The following is a 17,049-nucleotide window of genomic DNA, read 5'->3' as shown; positions in this document are numbered from 1 at the left end:
TGGCTCGGCGCTGCTCGCCCAGCCGTTGTCGCCGCAACAGCGGGTGCGCCTGTTCACGCAACTCAATGCCGAGATCTGGCGGCCGCGCGACGCGCTCCGCATCGCGCAGCTCGAAGGCGAGATGCGGCGGCTGGAAACGGAGCTGCCGCACGATCCGCACATCGCCGAGCTGTGGCGACTGCTGGCCCGCTCCTACTACAAGATGGGTGCGCAGGACGACGCCTTGCGGGTCGCCCGCATCGCATTGTCCAGAGTACGTCGGCATCCAGATCCGGTGGAGTACAAGGCCAACCAGACCGTGTTCCTGGTGTCGGCTCAGCAGGGGCGCATGCCCGATGCCATCGCCGCCCTGCTCGAGGCGGAGCGTGTGGTCAAGGCACTGGGCATGCCCGACGACGTCTCCATGCTGCACAACGCCACCGGCGTGTTCATCTATGCCCACGAATGGAAAAAGGCGATCGCCTACGGCCAGCGTGCGCTCGCTGCCTACGATGCGATGCCGTACAAGGACCTGACGCGCGCGGACATACTCAACAACCTGGGCACGGCCTATCAGGGCGCAAACGAACTGCAGCGCGCCGAAGCGATCTACCGGCAGGCGTTGGCGGCGGGACGTGCCGATGGCAAGACGTCGCTGATCGGATTGCTGAACAACCTGGGCAACGTGCTCGCGCTGCAGCATCGCCCGCGGGAGGCGTTGCCCTTGTTGCGCGAAGCGGCCGCGATGCTGGAGGGGGCGGCGCCAGGTGGCGACCATGGCGAGGGAGGCATCGTCTATTCCACGCTCGGCAACGTTCTGGCCGATCTCGGCCAACGCGACGCCGCGGCCGCCGCGTTCGAGCGCGCGCGGCAGATGTTCACGCAGTGGGACAACGTCCCCCGGCGGCTGGAACTATACCCGCGCATGATCGACAACCTCGACGCACTCGGCCGCGACCGCGAGGCACTTGCCCTCATGCGCGAGTACAAGGAGGTCAACGACAAGGCGGTGAACGTCGAATCCAAGACCCGGATCGCCGAGCTCGAATCGGCGGTGGACCTGGCGCGCAAGAACAGCGAACTGGCTGCACTTGCCCGCACCCGTGCCGCCGAACAGGCGGCGTATGCGCAACTGCAGGCGCGCGCGCAGCGCCAGCGCAGCGTGCTCTACGGTCTACTCGCCGCACTCCTGGCGCTGGCCGGCTTTTTCCTGCTCAAGGTGCGCGAAGGCCGCGCGCGTCGGCGCATCAACGCGGAACTGGCGCGCAAGAACGAGGAGATCCAGGCGCAGCACCGCGAACTGGAACAGCTCGCCGCCACCATCCGTCGCCAGAGCGAGGAAGACGCCCTCACCGGCCTGCGCAATCGCCGCTACGTCACCGCCTGGCTGCAGGCGCGCGAGGCTGCAGCGACGCCCGAGCGCACGCAGGAGCCGCTGCTGATCGCCCTGCTGGACATCGACCACTTCAAACGCGTCAACGACCTGCACGGCCACGAAGGCGGCGACCACGCCCTGATACGACTGGGCGATCTGCTGCGCGAGTGTGCGCGCAGCTCGGACATCATCGCCCGCTGGGGCGGCGAAGAGTTCCTGTGGATCTGCCCCGGCGGCAACCTTGCCGACGCTGCGCGACTGTTACGCTGCCTGCGCGAGCGCCTGCAGGCCGACCCGCTGGTACGCCCGACCGGCCGCATTGCCCTCACCGTGTCGATGGGCGTGAGCCTGTTCCCCGCACATCCCGGCGGGGACTGGCCACTGAGCCTGCGCATTGCCGACGCCGCCCTGTACCGCGCCAAGCATGCTGGCCGCGACCGTTGGGTGGGGTTGACGTTGGACGGTGTGGCGGCCGATCTCGGCGCCGATGTGTCGCTGGACACACTGGAGGCGGAGGGGCTGCTGCGGCAGACCGAGGGTGGGGGCGATGGAGTGGTGTTTCTGGTGGGGCAGGGGGCGGCGTGATTCGCAACGCGCAGCCGGGCGCAGATCCTGTTGTGGTGGGCCTGCCTGCTACCGGCCAAGGAGACGTGGCCTGCTTCTGCTCGATCTCAAGCCGGCCGCGTGTTCTGAAGATGCACTGGCTAATGGAGTTCGATAAGGACGTTGCTACTGCAGCAGTAGCTTGTAAGCACTTGGCCGCGCTTCTTCATACAACCTTGTATGGCTCCGTTTCGTGGTGCGCGGACCTTCGGCATCGGTGTGTGCGTCACGCAGGGAAGAGGATGCAGTCTCGTGGTAATAAGTGGAGAAGGCCCATTGCACCTTCTCCTTTTGATGAGAAAGGACGCTCTATTTGGTCACTCTGGCTTGCAGTGAAACGCGGGTATACGCCGATTCTCCTCTCAGCCTGATGTAGTAGGTGCCAGCGACAGGCGCAGCGAGGTTCAGTGTCTCGTTGTTGCCAGGACGTGTAGAAAACATGTCATGGTCCGTGACAGTGGGGATCTTTCCGCGCTTCATGTAGAGCGACACATTGCCAGTGCCGCCGTAGCTCAATACACGCAAGTTGCTTGTGCCGATCGGAACTTCCACGCGGAACAAGCTGTCGCTGCCCGCTGCGCCTTCCAAGCCGGTCAGTGGTACGGCTGGTTCAAGCGTGGTAATTCCCTCCGTCACACTTTGGAAGATCTCTCCAAGAAGATCTGCGTAAACCTCAGAGGTGGCGTTTGGTGCATAGAAGTACAAACCGCCGGTTTCTTGCGCAAGCCGCGAGAATACGTCGCGGGAGGATGGGGTTGCCGCAATGGACTCGTTGCTATTTCCGTTTGCAGCCCGAGTTCGTCCGGTCGCGCTGGCCACGCAATCACCCGACAGCAACACATGTACACGTGTTCCATTGGCGCGGGCTTGGGCAATCAAGCCATCGACGTCGCCGGAGTGCGGCGAAGCATCCGTAGCCAGAATCACTGATCCTTCGGAGTCCTCATCCTCTCCGAGACGCGAAAGCGCAAGGGAGACCGCACCCAACGAGTCTTCTGGGCAGTCGTCTCCGCCGCTCGCGGTGAGTCCTTGCACGGCATTGATCACAGCGGCAGTATCTTCGGTATTGGGGAGCCGTAGCGTCGGCGCATCCTTGAAGCTGATCAACTCATACGACGTGGCGCGCTGTTGCTCACCGCTATTGTTGTTCTCCACAAAGCTGGCGAGCGCCGACTTAACGCCGCTGAGTTGCGTGTCCATGGACCCCGTATCGTCGATCGCCAGTTCTACGCGATTTGGCGGCCATGTGGTCACCAGGGTGTTGACTCGGACTTCATCGCCGCAACTGCCGGTGTGGACGGACTCCAGGGTGGTGCGGTTGGCAGAATTGCGTGCACCGCCGGCCAAGCGCAGGATGCTGAAATTCACCTGCGCCTTGCTGTCCAGGGCATTGTCGATGACGAGCGTGCCGTTGCGTACGCCCGCCACTGGGTCGCGGGAGACGGTGGAGGCCATAAAGCCACTGACTTCCGCGGTCTGGGCCGAAAACGGGCAAGTCACGGTGGTGCTGGCCTCGCCATTGATGCTGGTTCCACCGGAGATGCGCACTGCGGGAGTGCCGAATCCCCAAAAGATTCCCGCTGGGCTGGCGTCCTTCCCTGACGCGGCTTGTGCGCGGCTCAATCGTGTCAGCTCGCCTGTACGCGTATTGAGCTGGTAGACCGTATCAGGGTCGAGCTGATGCAGGTATCGCAGGCCGAGCTTGTTGAGAAGGAGCTGAAGTTCAGGTCGCTCTCGCACCAACTGATCGGAAAATTGAGTTGCCTTGTCCAGGAGCGCTGGCTCGGGAAACGTCTTGGACTCGACATTCGTCCCGTGGGATGGCACTGGCATGGCGAAACCTGCTATGAGCAGGGCGCCAATAGGAAATAATGCACGCATTCTCGATGTCACGATTACGTCTCCTTGTATCGCTACAACGCGGCGATAGCATCGGGTTCATGGCCCGAGCTCACTGCCCAGGATGGGCAATCCTTGTGTTTGGTGTTGACAGGGCGTGGCGAACGGCTAGCGCGCTCGACCTCTAAAGCGGCTGCGTCCATAGCTCATGCTGCCGCTTGAGATCATGAAGCCGTCTTCTGAATCGAGCAGGTAGCGGTCGTGGACGTCGTATTGCATGAGTCCCACGATGCAGCCGAGCGCCCGATCCAGCGCCTCCATCAGTGCAAGATGCTGCTGCATCACTTCTGGTATCTGCCCCTTCGAAGCGAGCAGCGTCTGAAAGCGCTGCGGATCGCTCATGGTGACCACGACCTCGGAGAGCGTCTCCTGAAGAGTGGAAAGGTCTGTGACAGCACGTTGATGCAATGGGTGATCGCTACTCGGTAGCGCAGCAGATGACGCAGCTGCGACTTCCCTGGCAACTTCGGCCAATGAGGATCCCCAGTCTGGTGTGCCTGCGGAACGCGCCAGCCTCTCCACCGTCCGCCGCAGCCGATCCACCGTTTCTTCTTGCAGTCCGCGGTCCATCGCATCCTCGCAATACATGGGTTGAATTGAGTCAGTAGGCGTAAAGGTCAGCCACTGAGGCGAAGCTTGCCGGATCATAGCGCTAGAGGCGCCTGTGCGGTACCCGACTGCAACACGAAGCTGCAAAGTTAAGGATCTTGTCGCATATCTGTGTCCGGATCCTCGGGACATGAGGGTGCAGCAGACGCTTCCGCTTCGACGGCACACGTGTACGGCGAAGCCTGGCTGGAAGTTCGAGCGATGCGAAGGCAGCTATCATTGCACCTGCGCCCCGCGCCAATACACCGCAGACATGGAGAGCCGATGGCCAACATCACCAAGCGCCGCAAAGGCGAGCTGATCCGCATGCTGTTCCAGATCCTCAGGGCGCAGCCGGAGGGGATGCGGGCCAGCGACGCGCTGGAGGTGCTGGCCAAGCAGGTCACGATGACCGAGTACGAGGCCGGGGACTACCAGACCGGCGGCCGCCGTTTCGAGAAGATCGTGCGCTTCAGCACCGTAGCGCCGGTGAAGGCCGGTTGGCTGGTCAAGGACAAAGGCATCTGGACCCTGACGCCCGACGGCGAGGCCGCCTTGCAGATCTATCCCGACCCCGAACAGTTCACCCGCGCGGTCGGCCAGCTCTACCGCAAATGGAAGAGCGCCCAGCCCGACCCGATCGAGGACGAGGAGGGCGAGGAAGAACTCGACGAAGGTTCGGCCACCATCACCCTGGAAGAAGCCGAGGAGATGGCCTGGACCGAGATCGAGGCGTACCTGGCGGCGATGCCGCCTTACGATTTCCAGGAACTGGTCGGCTCGCTGCTGAAGGCGATGGGCTACCACGTCGCCTGGATCGCCCCGCCCGGCAAGGACGGCGGCACCGACATCATCGCCTACAACGACCCGCTCGGCACTCGGCCGCCGCGCATCAAAGTGCAGGTCAAGCGCAACGCCAACTCTCCGCGCATCGACGTGATGGGTCTGCGCAGCTTCATGGCCGTCCTCGGCGAGGGCGACGTGGGTCTGTTCGTAGCTCTGTCCGGCTTCACCAAGGATGCGGACTACGAGGCGCGGCAGTCGCATCGGCGGATCAGCCTGATCGATGCGCGCAAGCTGCTTGGGTTGTGGACGGAGCACTATGCGCAGCTCGACGACGTCGCACGGGCGCGTCTGCCGCTCAAGCCTGTTTGGTTCCTGGCTGGGGATGAGTAAGGACGGATTTCGTACTTGGTCTTTTTTCGCTGGGAGCGCCTGTTGTGCTGGGCGGCTAGCTGGAAACCGGGGCCTACTTCAGGGAGTTGCTATGCACGTGAAACGTATAGATACGAGCTTCTGGTTCGAGCACCTTAACGGCGTCCGGCTGTACCCCTGAAGAGTAAAGCGCCGCGATACAGGTAGAGTGGCCTTTCGGGTTGCACAGCCGGGTACTGGCGCCAATCGAAGCCTAAACCAGATCGAGTTGGGGGATGTCAGGAAAGTCTTCCATCACCTATTCGCTTTAGGTTACTCCGTTCGCATGTGTGCGCTGGATTCAAGGCTCAATGGTCTCTACAGCAAAGACGGATACAGCATCGTTCGTACTTCTGAATCCTGAGTCGATGTTGCATCCAGCCTCGTGATTAGCCTTTGTACTCGGCGGTGAGGCACGCCTTTGACATGTGCGCACGCTGCTTGGCCGGATCGTTGGCAGCCCCTGCACGATGAAGATGTTTCCGCCAGCGGCGGCGGTCGCGGTCTGCTGGCTGAGCGCAACCTAGTCGACGCTGCTGAAGTGGTGTTGCTTCGCCAGGGCGTACAGGCTGGCGCTGACGCGGTCGTTGTCGGCCGGTTTCAACTGGCCAGGTCCGTTGAGGCCTTGGACCTTGTCGCGGATCTGCTGCAGCAGCGTGTGATCGGGATGGTCGGTGCGCGTGGGATCGGCCGCGGGGGCTGGCGCGCGTTGTTGTTTCTGTTCGCCCGGTGCGTGATACCGCAGTTCCTCGGTGCGTTCCGGCGACAGCATGCGGTTGCCGATGCCCGGTTCGAGGCGTCCAGGGAAACCCCGCACCGGCACGTCCATCAGCTCGCCGAAGGTGCGGTAGGCGGAGTTGCTGTTGACGGTGTCGCCGAAGACCTTGAAGCCGTAGTTCGGATAGTCGCGGTCCTGCGCGTTCAGTTCCGGCACGGCGCGCACCGCGGTATTCCAGCGCTCCAGGATCTCGTGCTTGTCGCCGGTGGCCACCGTGCGTGACGGTTGGTCGTCGCGGATGTAGGTGGTGCTGTCGACCTTTTCGCCGATGGAGCGGGCGTAGGCAGGATCGTGCGGGTAGTGCCAGGCGCGCAGCGAGTGCCGGGTGGCGTCGGTGCCGATGGGGATGGCCTGGCCGGTCTGGCGATCGGTGGCCAGGCCATGCAGTTCCGCCACGGCCTTGCCGTGTTCATCGCGCAGCACCCAGAAGGCGTGGCCGGCGATGCCGACGACGCCGAGCGAGCGGGCTTCGACGGCGTAAGTGGGCATGTTCGTGTCCTTCCTTGGTCGCTGTGATGGCGCGGGGATCAGAACCGCCGTGTCCTATTCGGGCTCAATGCGGTTGCGTGGCGACGCAGCGAACCAGTGCGGTCTTGAGATCCTGCATCGCCTTGTCGACGCCCAGGTCGACGAAATAGGCGCCAGCGCCCTTGAGGGCGAGTTTGGCCTGGCTGGCGCCCGGTGGACGCTCCAGGCGCAGGCGAAAGCCGCTGCGGTTGGTTTCGGGGAAGTCGCCCGATTCCAGGATGCCCTTGGCCGGATCTTCGCGTGTGACCATGGGCCAGGAACTGCTGGTCTCCGACAAGATGGCGATGCTGGATTCGGCGCAGTCGAACAGGCGCTGGTTGGGCAGGTCGGCCGGGACGCTTAGTACCGCGGAGGCCATGGGCGTCTTGCGGGCGGCGGCAGGCATGCTGCAGGCGCTGGCGACCAGCGCCAGGCCGGCGAATTGGGCGATGCGGTGCCATGGCGTCATGAGGACGTTCCTTGCGTGGGCGGTGGCGAGCTTCCTGCTCGGCGCATGATGCCGGATGCGTCTTGGGCTGTTGCGCGGTCAGCGCCGTGCGCGACGCCAGGCGATCAGGGCCACGGCAGCCAGGGCGGCGACGGTGCCGACGGCGGCGACCTGTGCCGCGCGCTTGGCGCGTTGTTCGCGCAGGCGCAGCGCGTCGCTGCTGGCGTCGTCGGCGGACAGCGGCGAGCGGTACACGCTGTGCGCGGCGGCGCGGCCGGAGATGGCGGCACGGCGCGCGGGTGGGGTCGGGGCGCTGTCGGTGGCGGTGTCGTCCACGGCGTGGGCGGTGTCGGTGATCATGGTGGGTTGCATCCTCGGCGCTGCGTTCATGCGTGTCTGTCGATCGAGCGGTCGGTTGGTGGCTGACGCCCTATCTTTCCAAGCGCCACGTTAACGCGGCGCGGGGGAAAAGTAATGTGCAGGCGCGGCCCCCTGGGCACCCGCTCAGCCGACCGGGCGGACCATCAGCAGCACGCGGCTGCCGTAGGAATCGGCTTCCTGCACGGGCTGCCAGCCGTGGCGGGCGTACAGGCCGCCGTCCAAGTGCTCGGTCTGCAGGTACAGGGCGTCCAGGCCCAGGTCCGCGGCGTCTGCCAGGGCATGGGCGAGCAGGCGACCGGCGATGCCGCGCCCGCGATAGGCATCGGCGACGTACATGCCGCCCAACCAGTACGGGTGTTGCGGGAAGGCGTCCATTTCCCGGTCTTTCAACTGCACCACGGCGATCAGTTCAGGGCCGTCGAAGGCCGCCAGCACGCGCGGCAGGCCGTGCGCATTCGGGGCGCGCTGGAGCTGGCGCAGTTCGTCGTCCAGCGAGAAGCCGGCCTCGCGACCCCAGGCCGCGTGGTACCAGGCGGCGATCTGCGGCAGTTCCGGGGCGTGCTGGTCGAGATGACGGACGTTCATGCGTGCGAGCGCTGCGGTGGTGCGTGAACAGGGAAGTGTAAGCGGGGAACGCGCTTGGACCAGGGCAGGGCTGCGCGGCAGCCCGCGTCCGTGCGGGCTGTCGGCCCATCACGCATGCAATGGGACGCCACACGCGGCTTGAACAGCAGCCACGTCCACCCGCGTCTCCACGCGCTCACGCCGACAAGTTTGGCGATAATGCCGGACTGTTCCGTCAGGATCGCCGCATGACCGCTCTCACCGAACGTTACGCGCGCGCCGTGGACTACGCGCGCATCGCCCACGCCGGCCAGTTCCGCAAGGGCGGCACGGTGCCGTATCTGAGCCACGTGCTGGGCGTGTCGACGCTGGTGCTGGAGGCCGGCGGCGACGAGGACCAGGCGATCGCGGCGCTGCTGCACGACGTGGTGGAGGATTGCGGCGCCGGCCATGAGGGCGTGATCCGCGCGCAGTTCGGCCAGGCGGTGGCGGACATGGTGATGGCGTGTACCGACGCCACGGCCGAGCGCAAGGCGGTGCCCGCGGACGTGCCGGCCAAGCGCCGCGACTGGCGCATCCGCAAGCAGGCGTATCTGGCGCATCTGGCGCAGGCCCCGGATTCGGTGCTGTTGGTGTCGGCCTGCGACAAGCTCTACAACGCGCGCAGCATCGTCGCCGACCTGGAAGACCCCGAGGTCGGTGCGGCAGTGTTCGAGCGCTTCACCGCCGGCCGCGACGGCACGCTGTGGTACTACCAGGCGCTGCATGCGATCTACGCCGAACGCGGTGTGGCGGTGCTGCGCGCCTTCGCCAGTGCGGTGACGCGGATGCAGGCGCTGGCGTCGCGCGCCGAGGATGCCGACACGCTGGTGGCGCCCGTGGTGGGTTGATCTCCGCCTCACCGGTCGCTGCGGGCCGCTACGTGACCGAACACGCCGCCGCACAGCCACCGCGACACGCCCATGGCAGCCGACCGGCTAAGCTTGCGCGCTCCTTTGCGTTGCCGGTCCTGCCCATGTCCACGCCTCCCGCTTTCGCCGCTTCCGGCTTCGTGCGCGTCCGTGGCGCGCGCGAGCACAACCTCAAGGATGTGGACTTGGAGCTGCCGCGCGATGCACTGGTGGTATTCACCGGCGTGTCTGGCTCCGGCAAGTCGTCGCTGGCGTTCGGCACGCTGTTCGCCGAGGCGCAGCGGCGCTATCTGGATTCGATCTCGCCGTATGCGCGGCGCCTGATCGACCAGGCCGGCGTCGCCGACGTCGACGCCATCGACGGCCTGCCGCCGGCGGTGGCGCTGCAGCAGCATCGCGGCGCGCCGAGCACGCGCTCGTCGGTCGGCAGCGTCACCACCATCTCCAATTCGCTGCGCATGCTGTATTCGCGCGCCGGCACGTATCCGCCGGGGCAGGACATCATCCATGCCGACGGCTTCTCGCCGAACACGCCGGCCGGTGCCTGCCCCACCTGCCACGGGCTGGGCCGCATCTACGACGCCACCGAGGCGTCGATGGTGCCGGACCGTTCGCTGAGCATCCGCGAACGCGCGGTGGCGGCGTGGCCGCCGGCCTGGCACGGGCAGAACCTGCGCGACATCCTCACCACGCTCGGCCACGACGTCGACGTGCCATGGGCGAAGCTGCCAAAGAAGACCCGCGACTGGATCCTGTACACCGACGAGCAACCGACCGTGCCGGTGTATCCCGGCTTCACCCTGGCCGAGACCCAGCGCGCGCTCAAGCGCAAGCAGGAGCCGGCGTACATGGGCACCTTCAGCAGCGCGCGCCGCTACGTGCTGCACACCTTCGCCACCACGCAGAGCGCGCTGATCAAGAAGCGTGTGGCGCAGTACCTGATCAGCACCGCGTGCCCCAGCTGCGACGGCAAGCGGCTGCGCCGCGAGGCGCTGTCGGTGACCTTCGCCGGGCTGGACATCGGCGCACTGTCGCAGCGCCCGCTCGGCGAGGTGGCCGACCTGCTGCGTCCCGCGGCGGAAGGCCGCATGCAGGGCCGATCGCGGCATCCGGAGCAGGCGCTGGCCGCGCAGCGCATCGCCCAGGACCTGCTGGCGCGGATCCAGGTGGTGGAGGCGCTGGGGCTGGGTTATCTGACCCTGGAGCGCAGCACGCCGACGCTGTCGCCCGGCGAACTGCAGCGGCTGCGCCTGGCCACGCAGATCCGCTCGCAGCTGTTCGGCGTGGTCTATGTGATGGACGAGCCGTCGGCGGGCCTGCATCCGGCCGACACGCAGGCGTTGCTGGGCGCGCTGGACCAGCTCAAGGGCGCGGGCAATTCGTTGTTCGTGGTCGAGCACGAAATCGACGTGATCCGCCATGCCGACTGGATCGTCGATGTCGGCCCCGGTGCCGGCGAGCACGGCGGGCAGGTGCTGTACAGCGGTCCGCCGGTGGGATTGGCGCAGGTGCAGGCCTCGTCCACGCGCCGCTACCTGTTCGCCGAACCGCACGCCGCTGCCCATGCGCCGCGCTCGCCGGAGACCTGGCTGCAGTTGCGCGAGGTCAGCCGCAACAACGTGGTCGCGCTGGACGTGGACATCCCGCTGGGCGTGTTCACCACGGTCACCGGCGTGTCCGGCTCGGGCAAGTCCTCGCTGGTCAGCCAGGCGCTGGTGGAGTTGCTGGGCACGCAACTGGGGCAGGCGCCGGCCGAGGCGGAGGAGGAACTGGATCCGCTGGAGCGCGGTGCGCGTGTCGCCACCGATGGCTACATTGCCGGCGGCCTGGAACACGTGCGGCGGCTGGTGCAGGTGGACCAGGCGCCGATCGGGCGCACGCCGCGCTCCAACCTGGCGACCTACACCGGCCTGTTCGACCATGTGCGCAAGCGCTTCGCGGCCACGCCGGCAGCGCGCAAGCGCAAGTACGACGCCGGGCGTTTTTCGTTCAACGTCGCCAAGGGCCGCTGCGAGACCTGCGAAGGCGAGGGTGCGGTGAGCGTGGAACTGCTGTTCATGCCCAGCGTGTATGCGCCGTGCCCCACCTGCCATGGTGCGCGCTACAACGCCAAGACGCTGGAGATCGAATTGCACGGCCAGAACATCGCACAGGTGCTGCGCATGACCGTGGCGCAGGCGCTGGAGTTCTTTGCCGACGATGCGGCGATCGCGCGGCCGCTGCAGGTGCTGATGGAGGTGGGCCTGGGCTATCTGCGCCTGGGCCAGCCGGCCACCGAACTGTCCGGCGGCGAGGCGCAGCGGATCAAGCTGGCCAGCGAGCTGCAGCGCGCACAGCGCCGCGGCACCGTGTACGTGCTGGACGAACCCACCACCGGCCTGCATCCGGCCGACGTGGACACGCTGCTGCGGCAATTGCACGGGCTGGTGGAGGCGGGCAACACCGTGGTGGCGGTGGAGCACGACATGCGCGTGGCCGCGGCCAGCGACTGGATCATCGACATGGGGCCAGGCGCGGGCGGGGCGGGCGGCAAGGTCGTGGCGGCGGGCGTGCCGGGCGTGGTGGCGACGCATGCAGGCAGCCGAACGGCGCCTTTCCTGGCTGCGGAATTGGCGGGGTAGGCGCGCGCGTCGCGGCGCGTGGTCTTCGTCAGTTCCGACACGGCGAGGGCATGCCGGAATGCACGATGCTGCAGTCGCAGCGAGCGAAGCCTGCCGGGTGCCTGACCCTGCAAAGCGTCGGGACTGAAGTCCCTCCCACAGTGCACCCGGGTAAGGCTCCGCACGGCTCTGCGGGAAGGGCTCCGTGTAGTCTCAAAACCGCCTGGAGCCGCTCCCGCGATGAGGTCTCATGCCGCATCGCGCATCGCGCATCGTGACGCGGCAGCCCTCAGTGCCGCCGACGTGAAACGCCGCCCACGTCGGCCACGCGCCGGCCATGGTGGCGACCGCGTGGCCGCCACCGCCAGACCCTGCAAAGCGTCGGGACTGAAGTCCCTCCCACAGTGCACCCGGGTAAGGCTCCGCACGGCTCTGCGGGAACGGCTCCGTGTAGTCTCAAAACCGCCTGCAGCCGCTCCCACAATGAAGTCTCACGCCGCGTCGCGCATCGTGACGCGACAGCCCGCAGTGCCGCCGACGTGAAACGCCGCCCACGTTGGCCACGCGCGGGCCACGGTGGCGACCGCGTGGCCGCCACCGCCAGCGGTTGCCGAGGCTGCGATCAGCCCAGCAGTTCGAAGCTGGCCGTCAGCCCCGGTGCCTGCGCCGAGGGCGCGACCCACAGATCGAACTGGCCCGGTTCCACCGTCGGCTTGAGCGCCTGGCCCACGAACAGCAGATCCTCGCGGCGCAGCACGAAGTCCACGCTGGCGCTGCCGCCGGCCGGCACCGCGACCTTGCGGAAATCCTTCAGTTCGCGCACCGGGCGGGTGATGCTGGCGCTGCGGTCGCGGACGTACAGTTGCACCACTTCCTCGGCGTCGCGGTGGCCGCGGTTGTGGATGCGTGCGGCGATCTTCAGCGTGCCGCCGGCGGCCAGCCGCGACGTGCTCAAGGTCAGTTCGCCGTATTCGATGCGGCCATAGGTCAGGCCGTGGCCGAACGGGAACAGCGCGGTGTTGGAGATCGTGCGGTAGTGGGTGGTGAACGGCGTCAGCGCGTTCGGGCGCGGATCCGGGCGACCGGTGGGCTTGTGCGCGTAGTAGTACGGCGACTGCCCGGATTCGTGCGGGAAGCTCACCGGCAGGCGCCCGGAGGGGCCGTGCACGCCGAGCAGGATGTCGGCCAGCGCCGGGCCGGAGGCCGAGCCGAGGAACCAGCTGACCAGGATCGCCGGCGCGTCCAGTACCGCGCCGTCGAGCACCAGCGCACGGCCATTGCTGAGCACCACCACCACCGGCGTGCCGGTGGCCGCCACGGCGGCCAGCAGCGACTGCTGCGCGCCGGGGATGCTGATGTCGGTGCGCGACTGCGCTTCGCCGGAGTAGCGCAGCGGTTCGCCGATCGCCAGGATCGCCACGTCGGCCGCGGTCGCCGCGGCCACCGCCGCCTGCACGCCGCCCGGCAGTGCGTGTTCGAACGCGCAGCCTTCCACCACCTGCAACGTGGCCGGATCGGCCAATTGCGCGCGCAGGGCCGTGGCCAGGTCGTTGCCGCTGTCGTCGCCGCCGAACAGCGTCCACGGTCCGGCGCTCTCCACCCAGTTGCTGGCCATCGGCCCGATCAGCGCGATGCGCTGGCCCTGGCGCTTGAGCGGCAGCAGTTCGCCCTCGTTCTTGAGCAGCACCACCGATTTACGTGCGGCCTCGTGTGCCAGTGCCAGCGTCTCCGGGCGCCGCTGCCGCGCCTGCGCGCGCTCGGGCACGATGCGCAGGAACGGGTCGTCGAACAGGCCCAGCGCGGCCTTGAAGCGCAGCACGCGGCGCACCGCGTCGTCCAGCCGCGCCATCGGCACCGCACCGTCGGCGACCAGGCCAGGCAGGTGCTGCAGGTACAGCCCGCTCTGCATGCTGATGTCCACGCCGGCCAGGAACGCCAGCCGCGCCGCGTCGCGCGCATCGCGGGCGTAGCCGTGCGCGACCAGTTCCAGGTCGCCGGTGTAGTCGGAGACGACCAGGCCGCTGTAGTTCCACTCGCCGCGCAGCACCTGGCTCAGCAGCCAGGTGTTGGCGGTGGCGGGCACGCCGGACAGCTCGTTGAAGGAGGCCATGGTGGTCACCGCGCCGGCGCCGAAGGCGGCCTGGAACGGCGGGAAATACACCTCGCGGAGGGTTCGCTCGGAGATGTCGACGGTGTTGTAGTCCAGGCCGGCCTCGGCCGCGCCGTAGGCGGCGAAGTGCTTGGCGCAGGCGGCCAGCGCATCGGCATGGTCGATGCCCTCGCCCTGGAAGCCGCGCACGCGGGCCTCGGCGAAACGCCGGCCCAGCAGCACGTCCTCGCCGCTGCCTTCCACGCCGCGGCCCCAGCGCGCATCGCGGGCGATGTCGACCATCGGCGCGAAGGTCCAGTCGATGCCGACCGCGCTGGCTTCCAGTGCGGCGGCCCGCGCGGTGCGTTGCGCCAGCTCCGGCTCGAAGCTGGCGGCTTCGCCCAGCGGCACCGGGAACACGGTGGTGAAGCCGTGGATCACATCGGCGGCGAACAGCATCGGGATCTTCAGCCGGCTCTCCAGCGCGGCCTGCTGCAGTTGCTGGTGCCAGCGCACGTTGGAGCCGTTGAAGATGCCGGTCAGGCGTCCGGCGCGCGCCGCGGCCAACTGGCCCTCGGCGGTGGGGCGCACGTTGACCGGATTGGCGGCGGCCGCCGCATCGGTCTGCTGCGCCGAACCGAACAGGGTCAGCTGCCCGGCCTTCTCTTCCGGCGTCATCCGCGCGATCAGCGCATCGATGAAGGCCGGCGTCTTCGCTGGCGTGCGCGGCAAGGCCAGGCCCATCGGCACGTGCGACAGCAACGCGAACGAACCGGCGCCGAGCAACAGCCCGCGCCGCGTGGTACGAAACGTCATCGGCAAATCCCCTGTTTGGACCCCGATGGTCACGCTACCTCATCGGGAGCGAGAAGTTGTGATGCGGTGCACGATAACCGTGGGTCGGCAGGCGCGCTCACTGGAACATCACCATGTAGCCGCGTGATCGCGGTGGGGCGACCGGCAGGGGCGATGCCGTCGCCAATCTGGGCGTAGACGTCGCGCTTGGCGCAGCCGCGCCTTGCTTGCTCAGCCCGCTACCAATCCAGCGTTTCCAGAAAGCGCGCGGCCTCGACGTCGCTGCCCAGATAGGCGGCCAGCGACGCGGCGACCGCGTTGCGGGCAGTGGCGCACAGCGCGGCGCTGTCGTCGAATGCGGCATCGCCGAGTTCGGCCATGGTGTTGGCCATGGTCGCCAGACCACCGAATGCGATCTCCAGGCTGGCGGCCAGCGGTCGGGGGCGCCATGCGCCGGCCCCGTGGAACGCGAACAGCACGCCGCCGTTGGCGGTGTCGAGGATGACAGGGTCCGCGCCCTGGTCCGCGATCACCAGCCAGTGGTCGCGCCAGGCGGCAATGGGCTTGCCGTCGATCGCGTTCCAGCGGTAGCCGGCCTGCAGCGCCCACAGCTTGGACAACGGCGGAATGTCGAGCGGGTTGCCGCCGAGTTGCAGCGACAGGCCGGTCGGGCCGGCCGTGGCGTCGCGGATGTCGCCCCATGGCCCCACCTGCGCATAGAAGTCGGCGAGCACCTGTGGCAGCGGCAGCGTGCCCTGCCAGTCGGATGCAGGTTGCGGACGCAGTTCGCCCCAGGAGGCGAGCAGCGTGCGGAGGGTGGCGTAGGACATCGGGCGTGTGGCGACAGTCGACCTGAGGCGCATTATGCCCGGCGCGTGTCGTGCGCCGTGTGCATGATGCCGTGCCGGCAGTGCCTGCGTAGTGGCAGCAGGCGCGTGGCAGCCGGATCGCCACGCGCCTGCCCTTGCTTCTGCGCCCAACCGGCGCGGGACATCATCCACAGGAAATTCGGCTTGATCCAGCTCATCCGGTGGTAGCTGAACTCGCCGCCGAAGCGCTGGTGGTCCATGGCGAACTGCGCAATCGCAGGGCGATCCACCTGGTAGACATCGATCGCATCGGTGTCGAAGCACGACAGGATGTCACGCCCCCGGCGCGGCCAGGTGAGCTGCAAGGCAGCGCAAGGAACGGGATGCAGCGTCGCGCAGCCTACGTCGTCGCAGCAACGTCGTCGATCCGCTGCCGCGTCTCTCGTATCGGCCGGATGCCGCGCGATGCGTTCGCCTGGATCGGGACGCCAGCCGTAACGCCTCCTGTCAGGGCTGAAGCCTCGAAGGCAGGCGCGTCTGCGCGGAGGTGCTTGCCCCCGTGAGGGCGGCGCTGACTTCCTTCTGGATCCAGTTGCACGCCGGCGTCGTCGAAAGGCATGCCCTGCGGGACACGCAACGAGCAGGGCCGATTCATGCAGCGCCCTGGGTGCTTTCGCGCGTGCGGCCGCACTGAATCACTCAGCCTGCGCTCGCCTCCAGACTCGCGCGCTGAGACCCGCACTGGCTACCCTGGCGCACCCCGTTTCTCGGAGCCCCCATGAGCCGACGTTCCGGCAGCGCCGATCTGCCCCTGCATGGCGGTCGCGTGCCGCACTGGCTGGGCGCGCGCATGACCCGGCTCGGCGCGGTGATGTGCCAGGCCATCGTGCACAGCTATGGCCGCGACGAATTGCTGCGGCGCCTGGCGCATCCGTTCTGGTTCCAGTCGCTGGGGGCGGTGATGGGCATGGACTGGCATTCCTCCGGCATCACCACCAGCGTGCTGGGCGCGCTCAAGCGCGGCCTGGCGCCGCTGTCCGGCGAACTGGGCATCCACGTGTGCGGCGGCCGTGGGCGGCATTCGCGGGCCACGCCGGACGAGCTGCAGGCGGTGGGCGAGCGCACCGGCCTGGACGGCGCGGAACTGGCGCGGGTCAGCCGCCTGGTGGCCAAGGTCGACAGCGCCGCGGTGCAGGACGGCTTCGACCTGTACCTGCACGGCTTCATCGTCAGCGACGACGGGCGCTGGGTGGTGGTGCAGCAGGGCATGCACGGCGCGCGCAAGCAGGCACGCCGCTACCACTGGCTGTCGGAAGGCCTGAGCAGCTTCGTCGATGCACCGCATGCGGCGATCGACGGCCCGCGCCAGGGCCGCATCGTCAATCTCGCCGATCATCGCGCCGCCGCCGCGCGTGCGGCGCAGGTGGCGCTGCTGCAGACGCTGGCACCGGAGCGCATCGCCCGCGAATACGCTGCGCTGGAGGCCGCGCAGACGCCGGCATCGGCCGCCGCGGCGCCGACCCACGCCG

At 67.6% G+C, this 17,049-nt stretch carries 14 protein-coding genes; 5 read left to right on the top strand and 9 right to left on the bottom strand.

The features are described from left to right. On the top strand, window positions 1–1,939 hold a 1,939-nt coding region (locus D588_RS26140), incomplete at its 5' end, for a GGDEF domain-containing protein (RefSeq protein ID WP_017916178.1). 327 nt (window positions 1,940–2,266) lie between these two features. On the opposite strand, the gene D588_RS26650 is transcribed toward D588_RS26140, so the two are convergent. Next, window positions 2,267–3,850, bottom strand: coding sequence for a pre-peptidase C-terminal domain-containing protein (locus tag D588_RS26650; RefSeq protein ID WP_157836454.1), 1,584 nt, complete (start codon window positions 3,848–3,850; stop codon window positions 2,267–2,269). 114 nt (window positions 3,851–3,964) lie between these two features. Continuing rightward, window positions 3,965–4,426 carry a hypothetical protein gene (locus D588_RS28535; protein WP_157836453.1) on the bottom strand — a complete coding sequence of 154 codons (462 nt, stop codon included), beginning with the start codon at window positions 4,424–4,426 and terminating at the stop codon, window positions 3,965–3,967. 303 nt (window positions 4,427–4,729) lie between these two features. Here D588_RS28535 and D588_RS0112150 point away from each other — a divergent pair, with 303 nt between their 5' ends. Further along, complete coding sequence (locus tag D588_RS0112150; RefSeq protein ID WP_017916175.1) at window positions 4,730–5,620, top strand: restriction endonuclease; 891 nt, start codon at window positions 4,730–4,732, stop codon at window positions 5,618–5,620. Between the two features lie 541 nt (window positions 5,621–6,161). On the opposite strand, the gene D588_RS0112145 is transcribed toward D588_RS0112150, so the two are convergent. The 4 genes from D588_RS0112145 to D588_RS0112130 form a co-directional block, all read right to left on the bottom strand. Beyond that, on the bottom strand, window positions 6,162–6,905 hold the full coding sequence (locus D588_RS0112145) for an XVIPCD domain-containing protein (RefSeq protein WP_017916174.1): 744 nt from the start codon (window positions 6,903–6,905) through the stop codon (window positions 6,162–6,164). A 64-nt stretch (window positions 6,906–6,969) separates the two neighbouring features. Next, on the bottom strand, window positions 6,970–7,392 hold the full coding sequence (locus D588_RS0112140; RefSeq protein ID WP_026143646.1) for a hypothetical protein: 423 nt from the start codon (window positions 7,390–7,392) through the stop codon (window positions 6,970–6,972). Between the two features lie 78 nt (window positions 7,393–7,470). Then, window positions 7,471–7,731, bottom strand: coding sequence for a hypothetical protein (locus D588_RS0112135; protein WP_017916171.1), 261 nt, complete (start codon window positions 7,729–7,731; stop codon window positions 7,471–7,473). 144 nt (window positions 7,732–7,875) lie between these two features. Continuing rightward, entirely contained in the window at window positions 7,876–8,337 is a 462-nt protein-coding gene (locus D588_RS0112130) for a GNAT family N-acetyltransferase (RefSeq protein WP_017916170.1), read from the bottom strand. Window positions 8,338–8,564: 227 nt separating this feature from the next. Here D588_RS0112130 and D588_RS0112125 point away from each other — a divergent pair, with 227 nt between their 5' ends. Together D588_RS0112125 and D588_RS0112120 are read left to right on the top strand one after the other, a co-directional pair. After that, a complete protein-coding gene (locus D588_RS0112125) occupies window positions 8,565–9,206 on the top strand; it encodes an HD domain-containing protein (protein WP_017916169.1) in 642 nt (213 codons plus the stop codon). Between the two features lie 125 nt (window positions 9,207–9,331). Then, window positions 9,332–11,848, top strand: a complete 2,517-nt coding sequence (locus D588_RS0112120; RefSeq protein ID WP_017916168.1) for an excinuclease ABC subunit UvrA — start codon at window positions 9,332–9,334, stop codon at window positions 11,846–11,848. Window positions 11,849–12,449: 601 nt separating this feature from the next. Here D588_RS0112120 and D588_RS0112115 read toward each other — a convergent pair. The 3 genes from D588_RS0112115 to D588_RS24640 all read right to left on the bottom strand — a co-directional run bounded on the left by D588_RS0112115 (window position 12,450) and on the right by D588_RS24640 (window position 15,885). Further along, window positions 12,450–14,732, bottom strand: a complete 2,283-nt coding sequence (locus tag D588_RS0112115; RefSeq protein ID WP_017916167.1) for a glycoside hydrolase family 3 N-terminal domain-containing protein — start codon at window positions 14,730–14,732, stop codon at window positions 12,450–12,452. A gap of 218 nt (window positions 14,733–14,950) precedes the next feature. Further along, a complete protein-coding gene (locus tag D588_RS0112110) occupies window positions 14,951–15,541 on the bottom strand; it encodes a hypothetical protein (RefSeq protein ID WP_017916166.1) in 591 nt (196 codons plus the stop codon). Between the two features lie 32 nt (window positions 15,542–15,573). Continuing rightward, a complete protein-coding gene (locus D588_RS24640; RefSeq protein WP_017916165.1) occupies window positions 15,574–15,885 on the bottom strand; it encodes a DUF4291 family protein in 312 nt (103 codons plus the stop codon). A 413-nt stretch (window positions 15,886–16,298) separates the two neighbouring features. Here D588_RS24640 and D588_RS0112100 point away from each other — a divergent pair. Then, on the top strand, window positions 16,299–17,049 hold a 751-nt coding region (locus D588_RS0112100), incomplete at its 3' end, for a DUF763 domain-containing protein (RefSeq protein WP_017916164.1).

The sequence above is a fragment of the Xanthomonas sp. SHU 308 genome, assembly GCF_000364645.1.
GTDB lineage: Bacteria > Pseudomonadota > Gammaproteobacteria > Xanthomonadales > Xanthomonadaceae > Xanthomonas_A > Xanthomonas_A sontii.
The sequence above is the reverse complement of the archived record's forward strand: the minus strand, read 5'-3'. Positions and strand labels throughout refer to the sequence as shown.